Annotated in this window: 17 protein-coding genes; 12 read left to right on the forward strand and 5 right to left on the reverse strand. The window is 64.3% G+C overall.

What is annotated here, in order from left to right:
• Position 1: 1 nt before the first annotated feature.
• Positions 2-817 (reverse strand): ferredoxin--NADP reductase, encoded by an 816-nt coding sequence (locus tag CHRYSEO8AT_RS14120; RefSeq protein WP_159851051.1) that lies wholly within the window; start codon positions 815-817, stop codon positions 2-4.
• A gap of 109 nt (positions 818-926) precedes the next feature.
• Here CHRYSEO8AT_RS14120 and CHRYSEO8AT_RS14125 point away from each other — a divergent pair, with 109 nt between their 5' ends.
• From CHRYSEO8AT_RS14125 to egtB, 6 genes are all read left to right on the forward strand, one after another.
• The gene (locus CHRYSEO8AT_RS14125; RefSeq protein ID WP_159851053.1) at positions 927-3,176 is read left to right on the forward strand and encodes a S9 family peptidase; all 2,250 of its coding nucleotides are present in this window, start codon (positions 927-929) and stop codon (positions 3,174-3,176) included.
• Positions 3,110-4,603: an amidase gene (locus tag CHRYSEO8AT_RS14130; protein WP_201304449.1), complete on the forward strand. Its 1,494-nt coding sequence runs from the start codon at positions 3,110-3,112 to the stop codon at positions 4,601-4,603. Before CHRYSEO8AT_RS14125 ends, CHRYSEO8AT_RS14130 begins: the two co-directional genes overlap by 67 nt.
• 74 nt (positions 4,604-4,677) lie before the next feature.
• On the forward strand, positions 4,678-4,956 hold the full coding sequence (locus tag CHRYSEO8AT_RS14135) for a SemiSWEET family sugar transporter (protein WP_159851060.1): 279 nt from the start codon (positions 4,678-4,680) through the stop codon (positions 4,954-4,956).
• Positions 4,957-5,041: 85 nt separating this feature from the next.
• Positions 5,042-5,347, forward strand: a complete 306-nt coding sequence (locus tag CHRYSEO8AT_RS14140) for an SCP2 sterol-binding domain-containing protein (RefSeq protein ID WP_159851062.1) — start codon at positions 5,042-5,044, stop codon at positions 5,345-5,347.
• 104 nt (positions 5,348-5,451) lie between these two features.
• Positions 5,452-6,663 carry an acyl-CoA dehydrogenase family protein gene (locus CHRYSEO8AT_RS14145; RefSeq protein WP_159851064.1) on the forward strand — a complete coding sequence of 404 codons (1,212 nt, stop codon included), beginning with the start codon at positions 5,452-5,454 and terminating at the stop codon, positions 6,661-6,663.
• A gap of 118 nt (positions 6,664-6,781) precedes the next feature.
• Positions 6,782-8,941, forward strand: a complete 2,160-nt coding sequence (egtB, locus tag CHRYSEO8AT_RS14150; protein WP_159851066.1) for an ergothioneine biosynthesis protein EgtB — start codon at positions 6,782-6,784, stop codon at positions 8,939-8,941.
• Positions 8,942-9,041: 100 nt separating this feature from the next.
• Here the strand turns inward: egtB and CHRYSEO8AT_RS14155 are convergent, their stop codons facing one another.
• Both CHRYSEO8AT_RS14155 and CHRYSEO8AT_RS14160 read right to left on the reverse strand, forming a co-directional pair.
• Entirely contained in the window at positions 9,042-9,263 is a 222-nt protein-coding gene (locus CHRYSEO8AT_RS14155; RefSeq protein WP_159851068.1) for a general stress protein, read from the reverse strand.
• A 116-nt stretch (positions 9,264-9,379) separates the two neighbouring features.
• A complete protein-coding gene (locus CHRYSEO8AT_RS14160; protein WP_201304450.1) occupies positions 9,380-9,541 on the reverse strand; it encodes a hypothetical protein in 162 nt (53 codons plus the stop codon).
• A 101-nt stretch (positions 9,542-9,642) separates the two neighbouring features.
• Here CHRYSEO8AT_RS14160 and CHRYSEO8AT_RS14165 point away from each other — a divergent pair, with 101 nt between their 5' ends.
• Entirely contained in the window at positions 9,643-9,936 is a 294-nt protein-coding gene (locus tag CHRYSEO8AT_RS14165; protein WP_159851070.1) for a hypothetical protein, read from the forward strand.
• Between the two features lie 14 nt (positions 9,937-9,950).
• On the opposite strand, the gene CHRYSEO8AT_RS14170 is transcribed toward CHRYSEO8AT_RS14165, so the two are convergent.
• Positions 9,951-10,652 (reverse strand): MBL fold metallo-hydrolase, encoded by a 702-nt coding sequence (locus tag CHRYSEO8AT_RS14170; protein WP_159851072.1) that lies wholly within the window; start codon positions 10,650-10,652, stop codon positions 9,951-9,953.
• A gap of 191 nt (positions 10,653-10,843) precedes the next feature.
• On the opposite strand from CHRYSEO8AT_RS14170, the gene tig reads away from it, so the two are divergent.
• From tig to CHRYSEO8AT_RS14195, 5 genes are all read left to right on the forward strand, one after another.
• Positions 10,844-12,190 carry a trigger factor gene (gene tig, locus CHRYSEO8AT_RS14175; protein WP_159851074.1) on the forward strand — a complete coding sequence of 449 codons (1,347 nt, stop codon included), beginning with the start codon at positions 10,844-10,846 and terminating at the stop codon, positions 12,188-12,190.
• Positions 12,191-12,306: 116 nt separating this feature from the next.
• Positions 12,307-13,248: a hypothetical protein gene (locus CHRYSEO8AT_RS14180; RefSeq protein ID WP_159851076.1), complete on the forward strand. Its 942-nt coding sequence runs from the start codon at positions 12,307-12,309 to the stop codon at positions 13,246-13,248.
• Positions 13,249-13,331: 83 nt separating this feature from the next.
• Positions 13,332-14,243 carry a hypothetical protein gene (locus CHRYSEO8AT_RS14185; RefSeq protein ID WP_159851078.1) on the forward strand — a complete coding sequence of 304 codons (912 nt, stop codon included), beginning with the start codon at positions 13,332-13,334 and terminating at the stop codon, positions 14,241-14,243.
• 90 nt (positions 14,244-14,333) lie between these two features.
• On the forward strand, positions 14,334-14,981 hold the full coding sequence (locus tag CHRYSEO8AT_RS14190) for an ATP-dependent Clp protease proteolytic subunit (RefSeq protein ID WP_135195868.1): 648 nt from the start codon (positions 14,334-14,336) through the stop codon (positions 14,979-14,981).
• A 75-nt stretch (positions 14,982-15,056) separates the two neighbouring features.
• Positions 15,057-15,377 (forward strand): hypothetical protein, encoded by a 321-nt coding sequence (locus CHRYSEO8AT_RS14195; RefSeq protein WP_159851080.1) that lies wholly within the window; start codon positions 15,057-15,059, stop codon positions 15,375-15,377.
• Positions 15,378-15,383: 6 nt separating this feature from the next.
• Here CHRYSEO8AT_RS14195 and CHRYSEO8AT_RS14200 read toward each other — a convergent pair whose 3' ends face one another.
• Complete coding sequence (locus tag CHRYSEO8AT_RS14200) at positions 15,384-16,031, reverse strand: HAD-IB family hydrolase (protein WP_201304451.1); 648 nt, start codon at positions 16,029-16,031, stop codon at positions 15,384-15,386.
• Positions 16,032-16,153 lie beyond the last annotated feature (122 nt).

Consider the following 16,153-nt stretch of genomic DNA (forward strand, 5'->3'; position numbering starts at 1 on the left):
TTCAACCGACGAAGGCGCGTTCCAGCACGTAGTCGGCGGGTTCGGCGTTGGAGCCTTCCTTCAGGCCATAGGTCTCCAGCAATTCGCCAGCTTCCTTGATCATGGCCATGGAGCCGCACAACATGGCGCGGTCGCGGGCGGGGTCGAAACCATCGGGCAGGCCCAGATCGCGGAAGAAGTCGCCGGACTTGATGCGGTCGGTGATTCTGCCGGGCGTTTTGAAATCCTCGCGGGTCACGGTGGGGTAGTAGGTCAGCTGGGCCTTGGCCTCTTCGCCGATCAGGGGATCGTCATGGATTTCGCGGGTGAAGAAGTCGCGATAGGCCAGGTCGGCGACGCTGCGGACCGTGTGGATCACATAGACATGGCCGAAGCGGGCATAGGTGTCGGGATCGCGCGCGACGCTGAGCCAGGGCGCCAGACCGGTGCCGGTGCCGATCAGAAACAGCCGCTCGCCGCCGGTCAGGGCGTCCAGCACCAGGGTGCCGGTCGGTTTCTTGCCCATCAGGACGCTGTCGCCGGCCTGGATTTTTTGCAGGCGCGAGGTCAGGGGGCCGTCGGCGACCTTGATGGAGAAGAACTCCAACTCCTCGGCCCAGTTGGGGCTGGCGATAGAATAGGCGCGCAGGACGGGTTTCCCACCGTCTTCGTTCGGCAGGCCGATCATCACGAACTCGCCCGAGCGGAAGCGGAAATCCTCGGGCCGTTTCACGCCGAAGCTGAACAGGCTGTCGGTCCAGTGTCGGACCCACAGAACCTCAAGTTCGTTGAACGGGCTGGCCTTGACGGGAGCGGGGGAGAGGGCGGCGTCTGTCATCGTGCGGTCTCTCTAATCTGAGAACCCCTCGCAGGGAAGGAAAAGCCTTTCGCCCGGCGACCACTTTTCCTCGTGACGGCTTGCAGAAGCGCCGCTAGCGTCCGGCCCCATGCGCACAGTCCTTCTCGCCTCGACCATCCTTCTGTCGGCCAGTTCCGCACTCGCCCAGGAGACGCCCTCCAACATCCTGACGCCCGAGCGGGTGTTTTCCAGTCCCAGTCTGAACGGGCCGGTGGCCAAGGGGGTCAGCCTGTCGCCCGACGGGCAGCTGGTCGCCTTCCTGCGTTCGCGCGAGGACAATGTGGACGTTCAGGACCTGTGGGCCGCGCCGACCGGCGAGGGCGAACCGTACAAGCTGATCGACGCGCGAGCACTGGTGCCCGACGCGGGCGAGCTGTCGGAGGCCGAAAAGGCCCGGCGTGAGCGGATGCGGATCAGTGCGCGCGGCGTGGTGGAATATTCGTGGGACCAACAGGGCCGCTACATACTGGCGCCGCTGGAAGGCGACATCTTCCTGGCCAATCGGGCCGACGGCAAGGTGCGCCGCCTGACCGAGACGCCCGACGATGAGATCGACGCCAAGGTCTCGCCCAAGGGCAGCTATGTCTCCTATGTCCGCGATCAGAACCTGGTGGTCTATGATCTGGCAACGGCCAAGGAGACGTCGATCACCGACGACGGCGCCGGCCTGATCACCTGGGCCACGGCCGAGTTCATCGCCCAGGAGGAGATGGACCGCGACACCGGATACTGGTGGAGCCCGGACGAACGCTACATCGCCCTGACCCGCGTGGACGAAAGCTCGGTGGACATCGTGCCGCGCTTCGAAATCACCGGCGCCGGCGCGACCATGGTCGAGCAGCGGTATCCCCGTGCGGGCCGCCCCAATGCGGTGGTCGAACTGTATGTGCGGGACCTGCAGGGCGGGGGACGGGTCAAGGTGGACCTGGGCTCCAACACCGACATCTATCTGGCGCGGGTCGATTGGGCCGGCGACGGCAAGACCCTGTACGTCCAGCGCCAGTCGCGCGACCAGAAGACGCTGGACCTGCTGAGCGTCGATCCGACCACGGGCGCGTCGCGCGTGATCCTGAGCCAGAAGGCCGATGCCTGGGTCGATCTGAACAACGACTTCCGCGTGCTGGCGGACGGCCGGTTCATCTGGTCAAACGAGGACAGCGGCTGGCGGCACCTTTATCTTTATGACCGCAACGGGCGGCGTCTGAGGGCGATTACGCGCGGCGACTATCCGGTCAAACATCTGGACGGCGTCAACGAACAGACCGGCGAGGTCTATTTCACCGCCTCGATGCGCGACGGCAAGGAGCTGCCGATCGAACAGCAGATGTTCCGCGCCAGCCTGAACCGCACGGTCGATCCGGTGGCGGTGACGCCGGGCGGCGGTTGGTGGAGTGTTTCGGTCAACGGGCCGGCGACGGCCTATGTCGGCAACTATTCCGATCCGGCGACGCCGACGCAATCGGCCCTGTACCGGATCGACGGCACGCGCGTGCGCTGGATCGAGGAGAACAGGCTCGACGCCGGCCATCCATTCGCGCCCTATGTCTCGCGGCTGCGGGCGCCCGAGTTCGGCACGATGCAAAGCCACGGCCAGACCCTGGTCTGGCGCATGACCACGCCGCCCGATTTCGATCCGGCCAAGAAATATCCGGTGGTGATGCAGGTCTATGGCGGACCGGGCACCGGCGCGGGCGTCCAGAATAGCTGGCAGCCCCTGACCAACCAGTTGCTGACCGAGGCGGGATACATCGTCTTCCGCGTGGACAATCGCGGCGAGGGGGATAGGTCGCAAGCGTTCGAGACCAGCATCTATCGCCGCCTGGGCATTCCGGCGGTCGAGGATCAGGCCCAGGCCGCCCAATGGCTGAAGACCCTGCCTTACGTCGATCCCGACCATATCGCGGTGATGGGCTGGAGCTTCGGCGGCTTCCTGAGCCTGCTGACCCTGACCGACAAGGACGCTGACCTAGCGGCGGCCCTGGCGGGCGCGGCTCCGACCGAGTGGAGCCTTTACGACACCCATTACACCGAACGCTACATGTCCACGCCGCAGGCCAACCCCGAAGGTTATGCCGCCACTGACGTCCTGCCGCGGCTGGACGACCTGACCGGGCGGCTGCTGATCCTGCACGGCATGGCCGACGACAATGTGATCTTCGGCAACGCCACCCGCGTCATCGATGCGCTGCAGGCCAAGAGCGTGCCATTCGAGATGATGCTCTATCCCGGCCAGCGGCACGGCGTCCGCGGCGAACCGAGGCAACTGCAGCAATGGCGCACCTATCTCGACTTCTTGGACCGGACTATCGGCAAGCGGGCCGAGCCAGCCGCCGACTGATACTGGCGGCTGCGGTCGCGCTGGCCCTTGCAGGCTGCGCGACCGGGCAGGGCGCCTATCCGTCCGCGTCCGCGGTGGTCGAGGCGGGGCGGGCGAACGACACCGCGCATGCGGTGCTGCGCTGGACGGACAACTCACCCAGCCGGGGCGTGTCGGCGATTTCCGGCATGCCGATCCTGCTGAAGGACAATATCGAGACGGCTGACATGCCGACCACGGCCGGGTCGCTGGCCTTGGCGGACAATGCTCCGGGTCGCGATGCGCCTCTCGTCGCCCGGTTGAGGGCCGCCGGGGCGGTGGTCGTCGGCAAGACCAATCTGTCGGAGTGGGCCAATATCCGGGCGTCGGATTCGATCAGCGGCTGGAGTGCCGTCGGCGGGCAGACGCTGAACCCTTATGATCCCGCGCGAACGCCGTGCGGATCATCGTCAGGCAGCGGGGCGGCGGTGGCGCTGGGGCTGACGCCGGTCGCTATCGGGACCGAGACGGACGGGTCGATCACCTGTCCGGCCTCGGTCAACGGCGTGGTCGGGTTCAAGCCCACCGTCGGCCTGGTGTCGCGGACCCACATCGTGCCGATCAGCCATTCCCAGGATACGGCGGGGCCGATGGCGACGACGGTCCGGGATGCCGCCAAGGTGCTGACGGTCATTGCCGGGTCCGATGCGGCCGATCCCGCCACTGTCGAGGCCGACGCGCGCAAGATGGACTATGCGGCCGGGCTGGACGCTGGTTCTCTGCGCGGCGCGCGGATCGGTGTGATGCGGTTCCTGAAGGGTTATTCGGCCGAGACTCAGGCGGTGTTTGAGCAGAACCTGCGAGCCCTGCGCGATGCGGGCGCCGTGCTGGTCGATCTGCCGGAGGGGCCGGACGGTCGGGTCATCGGAGCGGCCGAGTTCAAGGTGCTGCTGTACGAGTTGAAGCACGACCTGAACGCCTATCTGGCCTCGACCGACCCGGAACAGGTCCGCGTCCGAACTTTGGCCGACGTGATTGCTTTCAACGCCACCGAGCCGCGCGAGACGGTGTTGTTCGGTCAAGACATTTTCGAGCGCGCTCAGGCGATGGGGGATCTGACGACGGCTGATTACATGGAGGCGCGCGGGACTTCGCTGCGGCGGGCGGGACCGGAGGGGATCGACCGGCTGATGCGCGACAACGCCCTGGTCGCCCTGATCGCCCCGACGACCTCGCGGGCCTGGACCAACGATCCCAAGGACGAGGACGATATGGAAGGATCAGCCAGCCAGCTGGCCGCCGTCGCCGGCTATCCGCATCTGACCGTGCCGATGGGCTTTGATCGGGGAATGCCGGTGGGTCTGAGCTTCCTGGGCGGGAAGTGGGACGACGCAAGCATCCTTTCGCTGGGTTACGCCTTCGAACAGGCGACGCGGGCGAGGCGGCCGCCGCCTGACGTTCGACCCTGACATCGGTTCGGGGCGGCCGCGAGGGACTGTGGCATGGCCAATGGCGAATTCCACCTTCAGCGGCGGATGGTCGCGTGAGCGACCTGATCGCCAATGTCGTCGGCTCGGCGGCGGCCGTGTGCTCGATCACCAGTTTCGCGCCTCAGGCGATCAAGATCTGGAAGGAGCGGGACGCGTCGTCGGTCAGCCTGAAGACCTATTCGCTGACGGTGACCTGTTTCGTGCTTTGGGTGGTCTATGGGGTGATGACGCAGGCCTGGCCGGTGACGGTGGCGAACGCCTGCGCCCTCGTTATGGCCTCAGGCGTGCTTGCGATGAAATGGCGGTTTCGAGATGGCGATCCGAAGAAGTGACGCGAGCTTTACCCGACGTGATCTTGGCGCCCCCGCCGATGCGGGCTAACCCGTAGTTCACAACGTCCTATAGGGAGACGCCCCAATGCCCGATCTCGCACAAGTCACCGAACACATCCGCAGCGCCGTCGGCGACAACTCCGGCCTCGGCAAGACCGTCAAGCTCGACCTGGGCGACCAGGGCAAGATCTTCATCGACGGCGCCTCGGTGCCGAACACGGTGACCAACGAAGACAAGCCCGCCGACGCCACCGTCTCCATGAAGTGGGATGACTTCATGGCCCTGTCGGAAGGCAAGCTGGATCCGATGATGGCCTTCATGCAGGGCAAGCTGAAGATCGCCGGCGACATGATGATCGCCCAGAAGCTGGCTCCGCTGCTGAAGCGCTGATGCCGGTCTGAACGACCAGTTATGGCGGCGCGGCTCCTGATCGAGGCCGCGCCGTTTTCGTATCGAGCGCCCGGCAGAGGCGAGAACGGGAAGAGGATAACGCCATGGACTTCAGACATTCCGACCGCGCCCTGGACTGGCACGCCCGCGTCCGCCGGTTTCTGGACGAACAGGTGATCCCGCGTGAGGCCGAGTATTTCGCCCAAGTGCGCGAGGATTCGACCCGCCAGCCACCGGTCATGGAGGCGATGAAGGCCGCCGCTCGCGAGGCCGGGCTGTGGAACATGTTCCTGCCGGGCGAGCATGGCGCGGGCCTGACCAACTTGGATTATGCGCCCTTGGCGGAGATGATGGGACAGCATCTCTGGTCGGCGGAGGTGTTCAACTGCAACGCCCCCGACACCGGGAATATGGAAGTCCTGCACATGTACGGCGACGCCGCCCAGCAGGACCGCTGGCTGAAACCGCTGATGGCGGGCGAAATCCGCTCGGCCTTCCTGATGACCGAGCCCGAGGTCGCCTCGTCCGACGCGACCAATATCCAGACCCGGATCGAGCGCGACGGCGACCACTATGTCATCAACGGGCGCAAATGGTGGTCCACCAACATGGGCCATCCGAACGTCGCCATGACCATCGTCATGGGCAAGACCGACTTCGACGCCGCCGCCCACGCCCAGCAGTCGCAGGTGATCGTGCCCGTAAACACCCCCGGCTTCCGCATCGAGCGGATGCTGTCGGTGTTCGGCTATGACGAGAAGCCCATCGGCCATGCCGAGGTGGTGCTGGAGAACGTCCGCGTGCCGATCGAGAACCTGATCGCCGGCGAGGGCCGGGGGTTCGAGATCGCCCAGGGGCGGCTTGGTCCAGGCCGTATCCACCACTGCATGCGAGTGATCGGGGCGGCGGAACGGGCGCTGGAGCTGATGGTCGTGCGGCTGCTGAACCGGACGGCGTTCAAGAAGCAGTTGGCCGAACATTCGATATGGGAACAGCGGGTCGCCGAGGCGCGCACCAATATCGAGATGTGCCGACTGCTGGTGCTGAAGGCCGCCTGGATGATGGATCAGGCGGGGGCCAAGAACGCCCGTTCCGAGATCGCCCAGATCAAGGTCGCGGCGCCCAAGATGGCCTTGCAGATCATCGACGACGCCATTCAGGCGTTCGGCGGGGCCGGCGTCTCGGGCGATACGCCGCTCGCCGAGCTCTATGCCGGGGTGCGGACGCTTCGTATCGCTGACGGCCCAGACGAGGTCCACAACCGCACCATCGCCCGGCTGGAATACGCCAAACACGGCGGCAAGCCGGTGCGTTGAATTCACCGTGCCGCTTCCTAGATCATCGGAACCCCGGCCGTGGCGTGACGTTCGACCACATTGAACGATGCGACCCGCGCGGTCGGGCATCGGGGCAGCGCTGGACGGATCGGCTGATATGAATGCTCGCTTCGAGCCCGATACCCGGGCAGCGTCGGATGTGGCGCGGTTCAGGGCCGTGCGTGCGGTCATGGCCGAACTGGCCAAGGACCTGTCTGCAGAAGACCTGTCGGCCCAGTCGATGGTCGATTGCAGTCCCGGCAAATGGCATCTGGCTCACACCAGCTGGTTCTTCGAGGCGATGATCCTGTCGGAGGACCCGGAATATCGGCCCGTCGATCCGCGTTTCCAGCAGTTGTTCAACTCCTACTACGAGGCGCTGGGCGAGCGGGTGTCGCGCGACCAGCGCGGGCTGATGACCCGCCCGTCGGTGGACGAGGTGCTGGCCTATCGCCGCGAGATCGACCGGCGCATGGCCGGCTGGTTGGCGCAGGGGCCGTCAAGCGGTCAGCAACGGTATCTCTTCGAACTGGGTCTGCATCACGACCAGCAGCATCAGGAGCTTTTCCTGATGGATATGATGAACCTGATGTCGCGCTCGCCGCTGGACCCGGCCGCCTATGAGGTCGAGCCGCGCGGCGCGCCTATCCAGGCGACGCGGGGCGGAATGGTCGCGTTCGACGCCGGTCTGGTGTCGATCGGTCATGACGGCGCCGGCTTCGCCTTCGACAACGAGGGACCGTCGCACCGCGTCTGGCTGGAGCCGTTCGCCTTGGCCGCCGATCTGGTGACAAATGGCGAGTGGATCGGGTTCATCGAAGACGGGGGTTACAGCCGACCTGACCTGTGGCTGTCGGACGGTTGGGCGACGGTGAAGGCCGAGCGCTGGACTGCGCCGCTGTATTGGCGCCGTGACAACGGTGACTGGACGGTCATGAGCCTGACGGGGCGCGGGGCGGTCGATCCGGTTGCGCCCGTTCGCCACATCAGCTTCTATGAGGCCGACGCCTATGCGCGATGGGCCGGCAAGCGATTGCCGTCCGAGGCGGAATGGGAACATGCGGCGACGACCGCGCCCGAGGGCTTCTCGAACCTGTCGGGCGAGGTCTGGCAATGGACGTCCAGCGCCTATGCGCCTTACCCCGGCTTCCAGCCGACGCCCGGCACGGCCGCCGAATACAACGGCAAGTTCATGGCCAATCAGATGGTGCTGCGCGGCGGGGCCTTCGCCACACCCGAGGGCCACAGCCGCGTCACCTATCGCAACTTCTATTATCCCCAACAGAGGTGGGCCTTCATGGGTCTGAGACTAGCCGAAGACGCCCCGCAAAGGCGCGCTGCGCCGACGGACGATGCGCAGACCGCAGGATTCCGGCGCGACATGGTCGATGGCCTGTCGCGCGACCAGAAGGCCGTGCCGCCCAAATGGTTCTATGACGCGGAAGGGTCGCGCCTGTTCGAAGAGATCACGGCCCTGCCGGAATATTATCCGACACGGCAAGAGACGGCTCTGCTGCGCGAAAGCGCTGCGGCCCTGACCGCCGATTTCGGACCGGACGCCGTGCTGGTGGAGTTCGGGTCCGGGGCCAGCGAGAAGACCCGTATCCTGCTGGACGCCGTGCCTGACCTGGGCGCCTATGTGCCGTTGGATATCAGCGAGACGGCGCTGCTGGACGCTGCGACCCGTATCCGCGCGGACTATCCGGGCCTGAAGGTCCAGCCGGTATTGGGCGATTTCGAACATCTGGCGCCCTTGCCGGATGATTTGCCGCGCGGACGGCGGATCGGTTTCTTCCCCGGTTCGACCATCGGCAATCTGCACCCCGCCGAGGCCGAACGCTTCCTTGCGGCGGCGCGGCGGATGCTGGGGGAGGGGGCGCTGTTCATCCTTGGCGTTGATCTGGTCAAGGATCCGGCGATCCTGGTCGCCGCCTATGACGACAGCCAGGGCGTCACCGCCGCCTTCAACCGCAATCTGTTGGTTCGGGCCAATGCCGAGCTGGACGCCGATTTCGATCTGGACGCCTTCACGCACCGCGCGGTTTGGAACCCCGCGGCGTCACGGATGGAAATGCATTTGCAGGCCGTTAAGCCGACGACGGCCCGGATCGGCGATCAGACGTTCCGCTTCATGAGTGGCGAGACGATCCACACCGAGAGCTCGCGCAAGTTCACGCCCGATACCGTCGAAGCCATGGCCAAGGCGTCGGGCTGGTCATTGGTGCGCATCGACGTGTCGCCCGAACCCAGCGTCGCGCTGGCTCTGCTTCGGGCCTAAACCAACTTAGGGCGTCGAATCGCGCGACGCCCCGGCAGCGCAAAGAAAAAGGGCGGCGCGTCGATGACGGGCCGCCCTTATTTTGTATCGCATCAGCGGATTATTCGCCGTCAGGCGTGTCCGCGTCTTTCTTGGTTCCGTGCGAGGCTTCTCCACCCTTGCGGCCAGCCTGTGCGGCGAGGCTGCGATCCTGGGAGAAGCTTCTCTTCTCGCTGGGGACGCTGGCGCCCCCTTTGCGCGCGATTTCGCGCTGACGTTCGGGGTCCATGGAGGCGAAACCTCGCTTGGAAACGCCGGAGGGTCGTGTGGGCTGGCTGTCCATCGGGGTCCTTTCAGTGCTGCCGTTGCGCTTGCTGAAGTGAACCCTGTGACTCGGTGACGGTTCCGTTCGGAACCCTGTTTTACTGTCACACCCCTGAACGTCTTCGTGGTTTGACTTCAGGCGGCCCCATAAGGCCTGGAATCACCTTCGCCGCCGCCGTCGGGTTCCATGGGCGGAACTTCATCGGGCGTATCCGACGGCTGGATTTCCGGTTGAGGCGTGGTCTCGGGCTGGATTTCCGGCTGGGGCGTGGTGGGCGTGGGTTCGATGTAGGTCATGATGATCATCTCCTTGCCCGTAACCAACGCGACCTCGCCCTGGACGTTCAAAGGAACCACAGGTCGCCAGGTCGGTTTGTTGTGCGAACCCGGAGATCGACATGACCAACACCCCCATCACCTCGCCTTCGTCCGACGACATCGTTCTGGACGACGATGATCTGACGCGGCGTCTGGACCGCGAAGCCGACGCCATTCTTGCCGACGGCGAACGCCGTACGTTCGGCGAAACCGCCTCCATCCGCCAGGCCGTGCGCGAAGACGTAGGCCTGGTGCGCGAGAAGATTTCGGGGCGGGTGCACCGCGTCCAAGAAGACATTCAGGACAGCCCGATGAAGGCGACCCTTTATGCGCTGGGCATCGGCGTGATCATCGGCATGATCCTGCGCCGCTGATCCAGGCGAAAGCTTCAGGCAGGCCCCGTCGGCTCACGCTGGATCGGGGCCTGTCGCATTGCGGCGTCCGACACGAAAGGATTGGTGCGGCGTTCTTCGCCAAAGGTCGAGATCGGTCCGTGGCCCGGCACGAAGGTCACGTCGTCGCCTAGCGGCCAGAGCTTTTCGATCACCGAACGGATAAGGGCCGGCGGATCGCTCATGGGGAAGTCGGTGCGGCCGACCGATCCTTTGAACAGCACGTCGCCGACCTGAGCGAATCGGGCCTCTCGATTGAAGAAGATGACGTGGCCCGGCGTGTGGCCGGGACAGTGGCTCACCTCCCAGGTCGTTTCGCCCAGCGACACCGTGTCGCCGTCCTCTAGCCAGCGGTCGGGCGTGAAGGGGCGGGCGTCGGGCAGGCCATACATTTTTCCGCTCTCGACGATCCGGTCGATCCAGAACTGGTCGGCCTTCTGTGGGCCTGTGATCTGTACCTCGGTCTTCTCCTGCATCTCCGCCGCGCCGCCCGCGTGGTCCAGATGGCCGTGAGTGATCCAGATCTGGTCTACGGTCAGGCCGCGCCGCGCGACCTCGGCCAGAATCGCATCGACCGAACCGCCCGGATCGATCACGGCGGCCTTGTTGGTGGCGGTGCACCAGACGGTCGTGCAGTTTTGCTGAAGCGGGGTGACGGGCGTGACGAAGACGCCGATGGGGGAGGCGGGTTGGCTCATATCGTCAACATAACCATCCCTGAGCCGCGAAACCACCGGCCGCGACCACGCCCGCGTTGACCTTTGGGGCCCTTCTCGACATAAGGGCGGGCTTCGAGGTGCCGCTCCAAACGGGGCGGCCTTCTTGCTTTATCCATTCCGCGCCGGCCGTCCTAAAGGCCCATGCGCCACAGAGCGTCAGAATCTCCGCCATGCAAGTCGTCGAAAAGTCGAACGAAGGCCTCAGCCGCGTGATCGCGGTCACCATTCCCGTCGCGGAGCTGAACGAGAAGCTCGAAGCCCGCGTCAAGGAAGTCGCCCCCCAGGTGAAGCTGAAGGGCTTCCGTCCGGGCAAGGTGCCGGTCGCCCACGTCAAGAAGACCTTCGGCCGTGAGTTCATGGGCGAGATCATCAACGCCGAGCTGAACGAATCCAGCCAGAAGGCTCTGGACGAGGCCAAGGTCCGTCCGGCCGCCCCGGCCGAGATGAAGCTGACGTCCGACATGGACAAGGTCATCGCCGGTCAGGAAGACCTGTCCTACGAAATGGCCCTGGAAATCATGCCGGACTTCACGCCGGTCGATCCCAAGACCCTGAAGCTGGACCGCCCGACCTATGAAGCGTCCGACGCCGATCTGGACGAAGCCCTGACGGAGCTGGCCGGTCAGGCCAAGACCTACGAAGACAAGAAGGGCAAGACCGTGAAGGCCGCCGAGGGCGACCAACTGACCATCGACTTCCTGGGCAAGCTGGACGGCGAACCCTTCGAAGGCGGCACGGCCGAGGATGCGGACCTGGTGATCGGCTCGGGCCGCTTCATCCCCGGCTTTGAAGAGCAGCTGACGGGCGCCAAGGTCGGCGAAGAGAAGACCATCGAGGTCACCTTCCCCGAGAATTATCAGGCCGCACATCTGGCCGGCAAGCTGGCCACCTTCGACGTCAAGGTGAAGGCCATCAAGGCTGAGGTCGAAGCCAAGGTCGACGAGGACTTCGCCAAGCGCATCGGTCTGGAATCGCTGGACAAGCTGAAGGAACTGCTGAGCCAGAACCTGAACCAGCAATACGCCGGCGCCGCCCGCTTCAAGCTGAAGCGCGCCCTGCTGGACCAACTGGACGAAGCCCACGACTTCCCGCTGCCGCCGAAGATGGTGGACGCCGAGTTCGACGGCATCTGGCAACAGGTCGAGGCCGACAAGACCGCCGGCCGCCTGCCTGAAGAAGACGCCGCCAAGTCCGACGAAGACCTGAAGGCCGAATACCGCAAGATCGCCGAGCGCCGCGTCCGTCTGGGCCTGGTTCTGGCCGAGATCGGTCGCGCCAACAACGTCCAGGTCACCGACCAGGAACTGAACGCCGCCATCCTGCAGGAAGCCCGCAACTATCCGGGCCAGGAACAGGCCGTCCTGAACTTCTACCGCCAGAACCCCAACGCCGCCGCCCAGATGCGCGCCCCCATCTACGAAGAGAAGGTCGTCGACCTGATCGTGGGCGTCGCCGACGTGACCGACAAGCCGATCACGAAGGAAGAGCTGCTGAAGGAAGACGAAGACGAGGGCTGATCGCCTTATCCGCTTGATTACCAAAGGGCGCTCCTTCCGGGAGCGCCCTTTTTTATTGACCAAACGACGTAATATGCCATCCCTGCTTGCTGTGTAGCGAAACAGGGGTTGAAGTCATGTTGATTGAACTTGTCGTAGCGATGGCTGCGATCACGAACGTTCAAGAGCAAAACCCGACAAGCCCGCCTGCGACATTGGAGGTGGACAGTGTCGAGGTCGTCGGCAGCCGTCTCGAAGACGCAGCTCAGGATTTCGTGCGAACCGTCAATGTCGAGCCGCCGCTTGGTACACTGCCTGGTCGATGGACCAAGCCCCTCTGCATAAGCGTGGCCAACTTCCGCGCCCCATGGGGGCGTTTCATGGTCGATGGCGTGACCAAGCGTGCGACGGATGTGGGCTTGAATGTCTCCGGCCCTGGATGCCGCCCAAACGTTCTCATCGTTGCTACGGATGATGGACCTCAAATGGCAGACGCCATGGTCCGGAACGATCGTCGAAGATTCCGGCCGCCGATCGATCATTCCAGTCACGACTTGTCCGATCTTGATGATTTCCGGCGGTCAGATGCGGCTGTGAGGTGGTGGCAAGTGACCTACCCACGTAATTTAGAACAGGGAGGCGTGGTTGGGGGGCGTGGCCGTAGCGAAGAGCGTTTGGGAGGTCAACGGTCTACTTTTGTGCCCAAAATCGCTGTGCGTAATCCAAGTCTGATCGCCCCGACGATTCGATACGACATCGAGACGGTGACCGTAGTGGTCGATCTGTCGAAAACCGATGACGTGCCAATGTCCGCGTTGGCGGATTACATCGCCTTGGTCACCCTTGCGCAGATTGATCCGCGAGAGCGCTTCGACGGGCAGTCCACCATTTTGAACATGTTCGACGAGCCCAATCGATACGCCTCGATGACGGATTGGGATCTGGATTACATGCATGCCGTCTACGACGCGGATCTGACGCGTAATTCGGTGCGGGGGCATCAGGCTGAAGTCGCGCGCGCCCTTGTCGCCCGGCGGCAGGCGAGATTTGTCTCGCAGCCTGAGAAAACATCGGAGTGAAAGAGCGATTTTGCCTGATGCGGTCCATGGACGTTTGATGGCATGATCGCAAAGTAGACGATCGAGTGGGTGTCGGGATGTGGTTGGTTATCACCGCAGCGGTTCTTGCGATGGCGGGACAGCAGCAGACTGCAAGTCCCGATCCGACAGAGATCGACAGCGTCGAGGTGACGGGAAGGCGTCTTGAGGACGCCGCAAGAGATTTCGCGCGGTCGGTGGACGATCGGCCACCTTTGGGCACATTGCCCGGTCGCTGGTCAAAGCCGCTCTGCATCAGCGTCGCTCATTTTCAGGCCCCTTGGGGCCAGTATGTCAGCGACGGTGTCGGTCGGCGGGCGCGCGAAGTGGGGTTGGACGTCGGTGAGCCGGGCTGCCGGACCAACGTCCTGATCGTGGGAACTGACGATGGTGCGCGCATGGCGGACGCCCTTGTGCGGGCCGACCGTCGTCGCTTTCGCGATCGCGTCGATCATTCAAGCAAGGATTTGTTTGATCTCGCGAAATTCAGAACCTCCGATGCACCCGTTCGTTGGTGGCAGATAACCTACCCTCGCACCATCGATGACGGCGTTCTCATGGGCGGACGGTCCCTGAACACACCCGACGCCTCTGCTCCGGTGATGGCCGTCAGGGCGCCCAGCCTGATACGACCGACGCTCAGATATGACATCGAAACCGTTACGGTCGTGGTCGATCTGTCGAAAACGGGAAAGGCGTCCATGACCGCCTTAACCGACTATGTAGCCATGGTCGTGCTTGCACAGATCGACCCTGACCGGGCGCCTGCGGGTCAGTCGTCGGTCCTGAATGTCTTTGAAGACCCCGACTTTTATTCGGAAGGGATGACGGATTGGGACGCCGACTATCTGCACGCCGTCTATGCCGCCGATCAGAACCGCAACAGCGTGGCTGGACATCAAGCGGAGGTGGCGCGTGTGTTGGCTGCGCGTCGACAGCAGCGGTCGAGTGCGGAGGCCTTGCTGGAAGGCGAATAGCAGCAACGCCTTGCGCCGCGGCGGGTTGAACGCGATATGCTGAAGTGAACCGGCGCGACAGGCGTCGGACCTTGCACCCGAGAAGGCTGAATGCGCGATCCGATCGAACTGATGAACATGAACCTGGTGCCGATGGTGGTGGAGCAATCCAGCCGTGGCGAGCGCTCCTTCGACATCTTCTCGCGCCTGCTGCGCGAGCGGATCATCTTCCTGACGGGGCCGTTCGAGGACGGCATGGCGTCGCTGATCTGCGCCCAGCTGCTGTTCCTTGAGTCGGAAAACCCGAAGAAGGAAATCAGCATGTATATCAACAGCCCCGGCGGACAGGTGTCTTCGGCGCTCGCGATCTACGATACCATGCAATACATCAAGAGCCCGGTCTCGACCGTGGTGATGGGCATGGCCGCCTCGGCCGGCTCGCTGATCCTGACGGCCGGCGCTGCGGGCCAGCGCATCGCCTTGCCAAACGCGCGCATCATGGTGCACCAGCCGTCGGGCGGGTTCCGTGGCCAGGCGTCGGACATCGAACTGCACGCCGCCGACATCCGCTACACCAAGAAGCGTCTGAACGAGATCTACGTCCATCACACCGGCCGGACGTACGAGGAAGTCGAGAAGACCCTGGACCGCGACCACTTCATGTCGGCCGAGGAAGCCAAGGCCTGGGGCATCGTGGATCACGTCTATGACCGCCGCGAACAGGCCGACGCCGACGGCGTGAAGACGCCCGGCAACTAAACTCCGATCCACGATCGAACGGAAAAGGCGCACCGATGCCGGTGCGCCTTTTTTCATTTGTGCTATCAGGCGGCCATGCAGTTCACACGAGATCCAAGCGGCACGGTCGAAGTCGACGGCGAAACCTATGAGTGGGAGCTTCGTCGCCAACCCCAGCCCAAGGGTGGCAATGTCTGGGAGGGCATGGCCGTGTCCCTGCGCCATGTCGATTTCAAGCGCGAGGCCATCGTGCAGTTCCCGCCGCCCCTGCGACCCAATGGCCGGCCGGATGTCGAGAAGCAGCGGGTCAATGTTGATGCCGTCCGCACCGCCATCACCTCGGCCATCGAGGCGGGCTGGGATCCGGCGTCGCGTGGCAAGGCCGTGGTGTTCGATGTGGACGCCGACGGCAACTGACGGCCCTCACGGCTTCTGGCGGAACACTCTGAAGCCGGGCTCCTGGGCCATGGCCAGCATTTCCGTGTCGCCCGAGGTGTCGCCATAGGCTGCGGCCAGCGTCATGTCGTCGCCATAGGCCGCCTTAAGCCGGTGCACCTTTTCCTCGCCGCGACAATTGGGGCCGGCGAAGTCGCCCGTGATCCGGTCTTGCGAATCGAAGAGGAACTCGGTGCCCAGCAGGGCCTCTGCGCCCAGTTTGCGGGCGAAGGGGGCGACGGTCGTGGAAGGGGAGGCGGTCACGATTACGCGATGCGCGCCGCGCTCGCCCCATTCGTTCCAGACCTTGAGCGCATCGGGGCGCATGAAACGGGGCCAGATTTCCTCGGCGAAACGTTCAGCCTCAGCTTCCAGGGTCTGGCGCTGGACGCCTTTCAGAAACTCCTTCACCGACGCCGACTTGATCCGTCCCCGGTCACGATCCCGCGCATAGGCCGCCACGGCGGGCGCCAGCTTGACCAAACCCAGCGCCCAGGCCCCCGGTCCGGCGCGCCAGCGCAGGAATTCGGTGAAACTGTCGCGAATCGTCAGCGTGCCGTCGAAATCGAACGCGACGATGGGTCGCCCCGCAGCCTCGGACTGGCGCAAATCCTGCACGATACCCATGTCAGACATTCGCCTTGATCCCCGCCGACACTGATCCATCCACGCACTGCAACAATCCCCTGCCGCCTTCGGGGTTGTCGTCGCACGTGGGATGGGTGATTGTCATTTTTTGAAGACCTTCGCAGCCAGAG

The organism is Brevundimonas sp. G8 (assembly GCF_902506205.1).
Taxonomy (GTDB): domain Bacteria; phylum Pseudomonadota; class Alphaproteobacteria; order Caulobacterales; family Caulobacteraceae; genus Brevundimonas.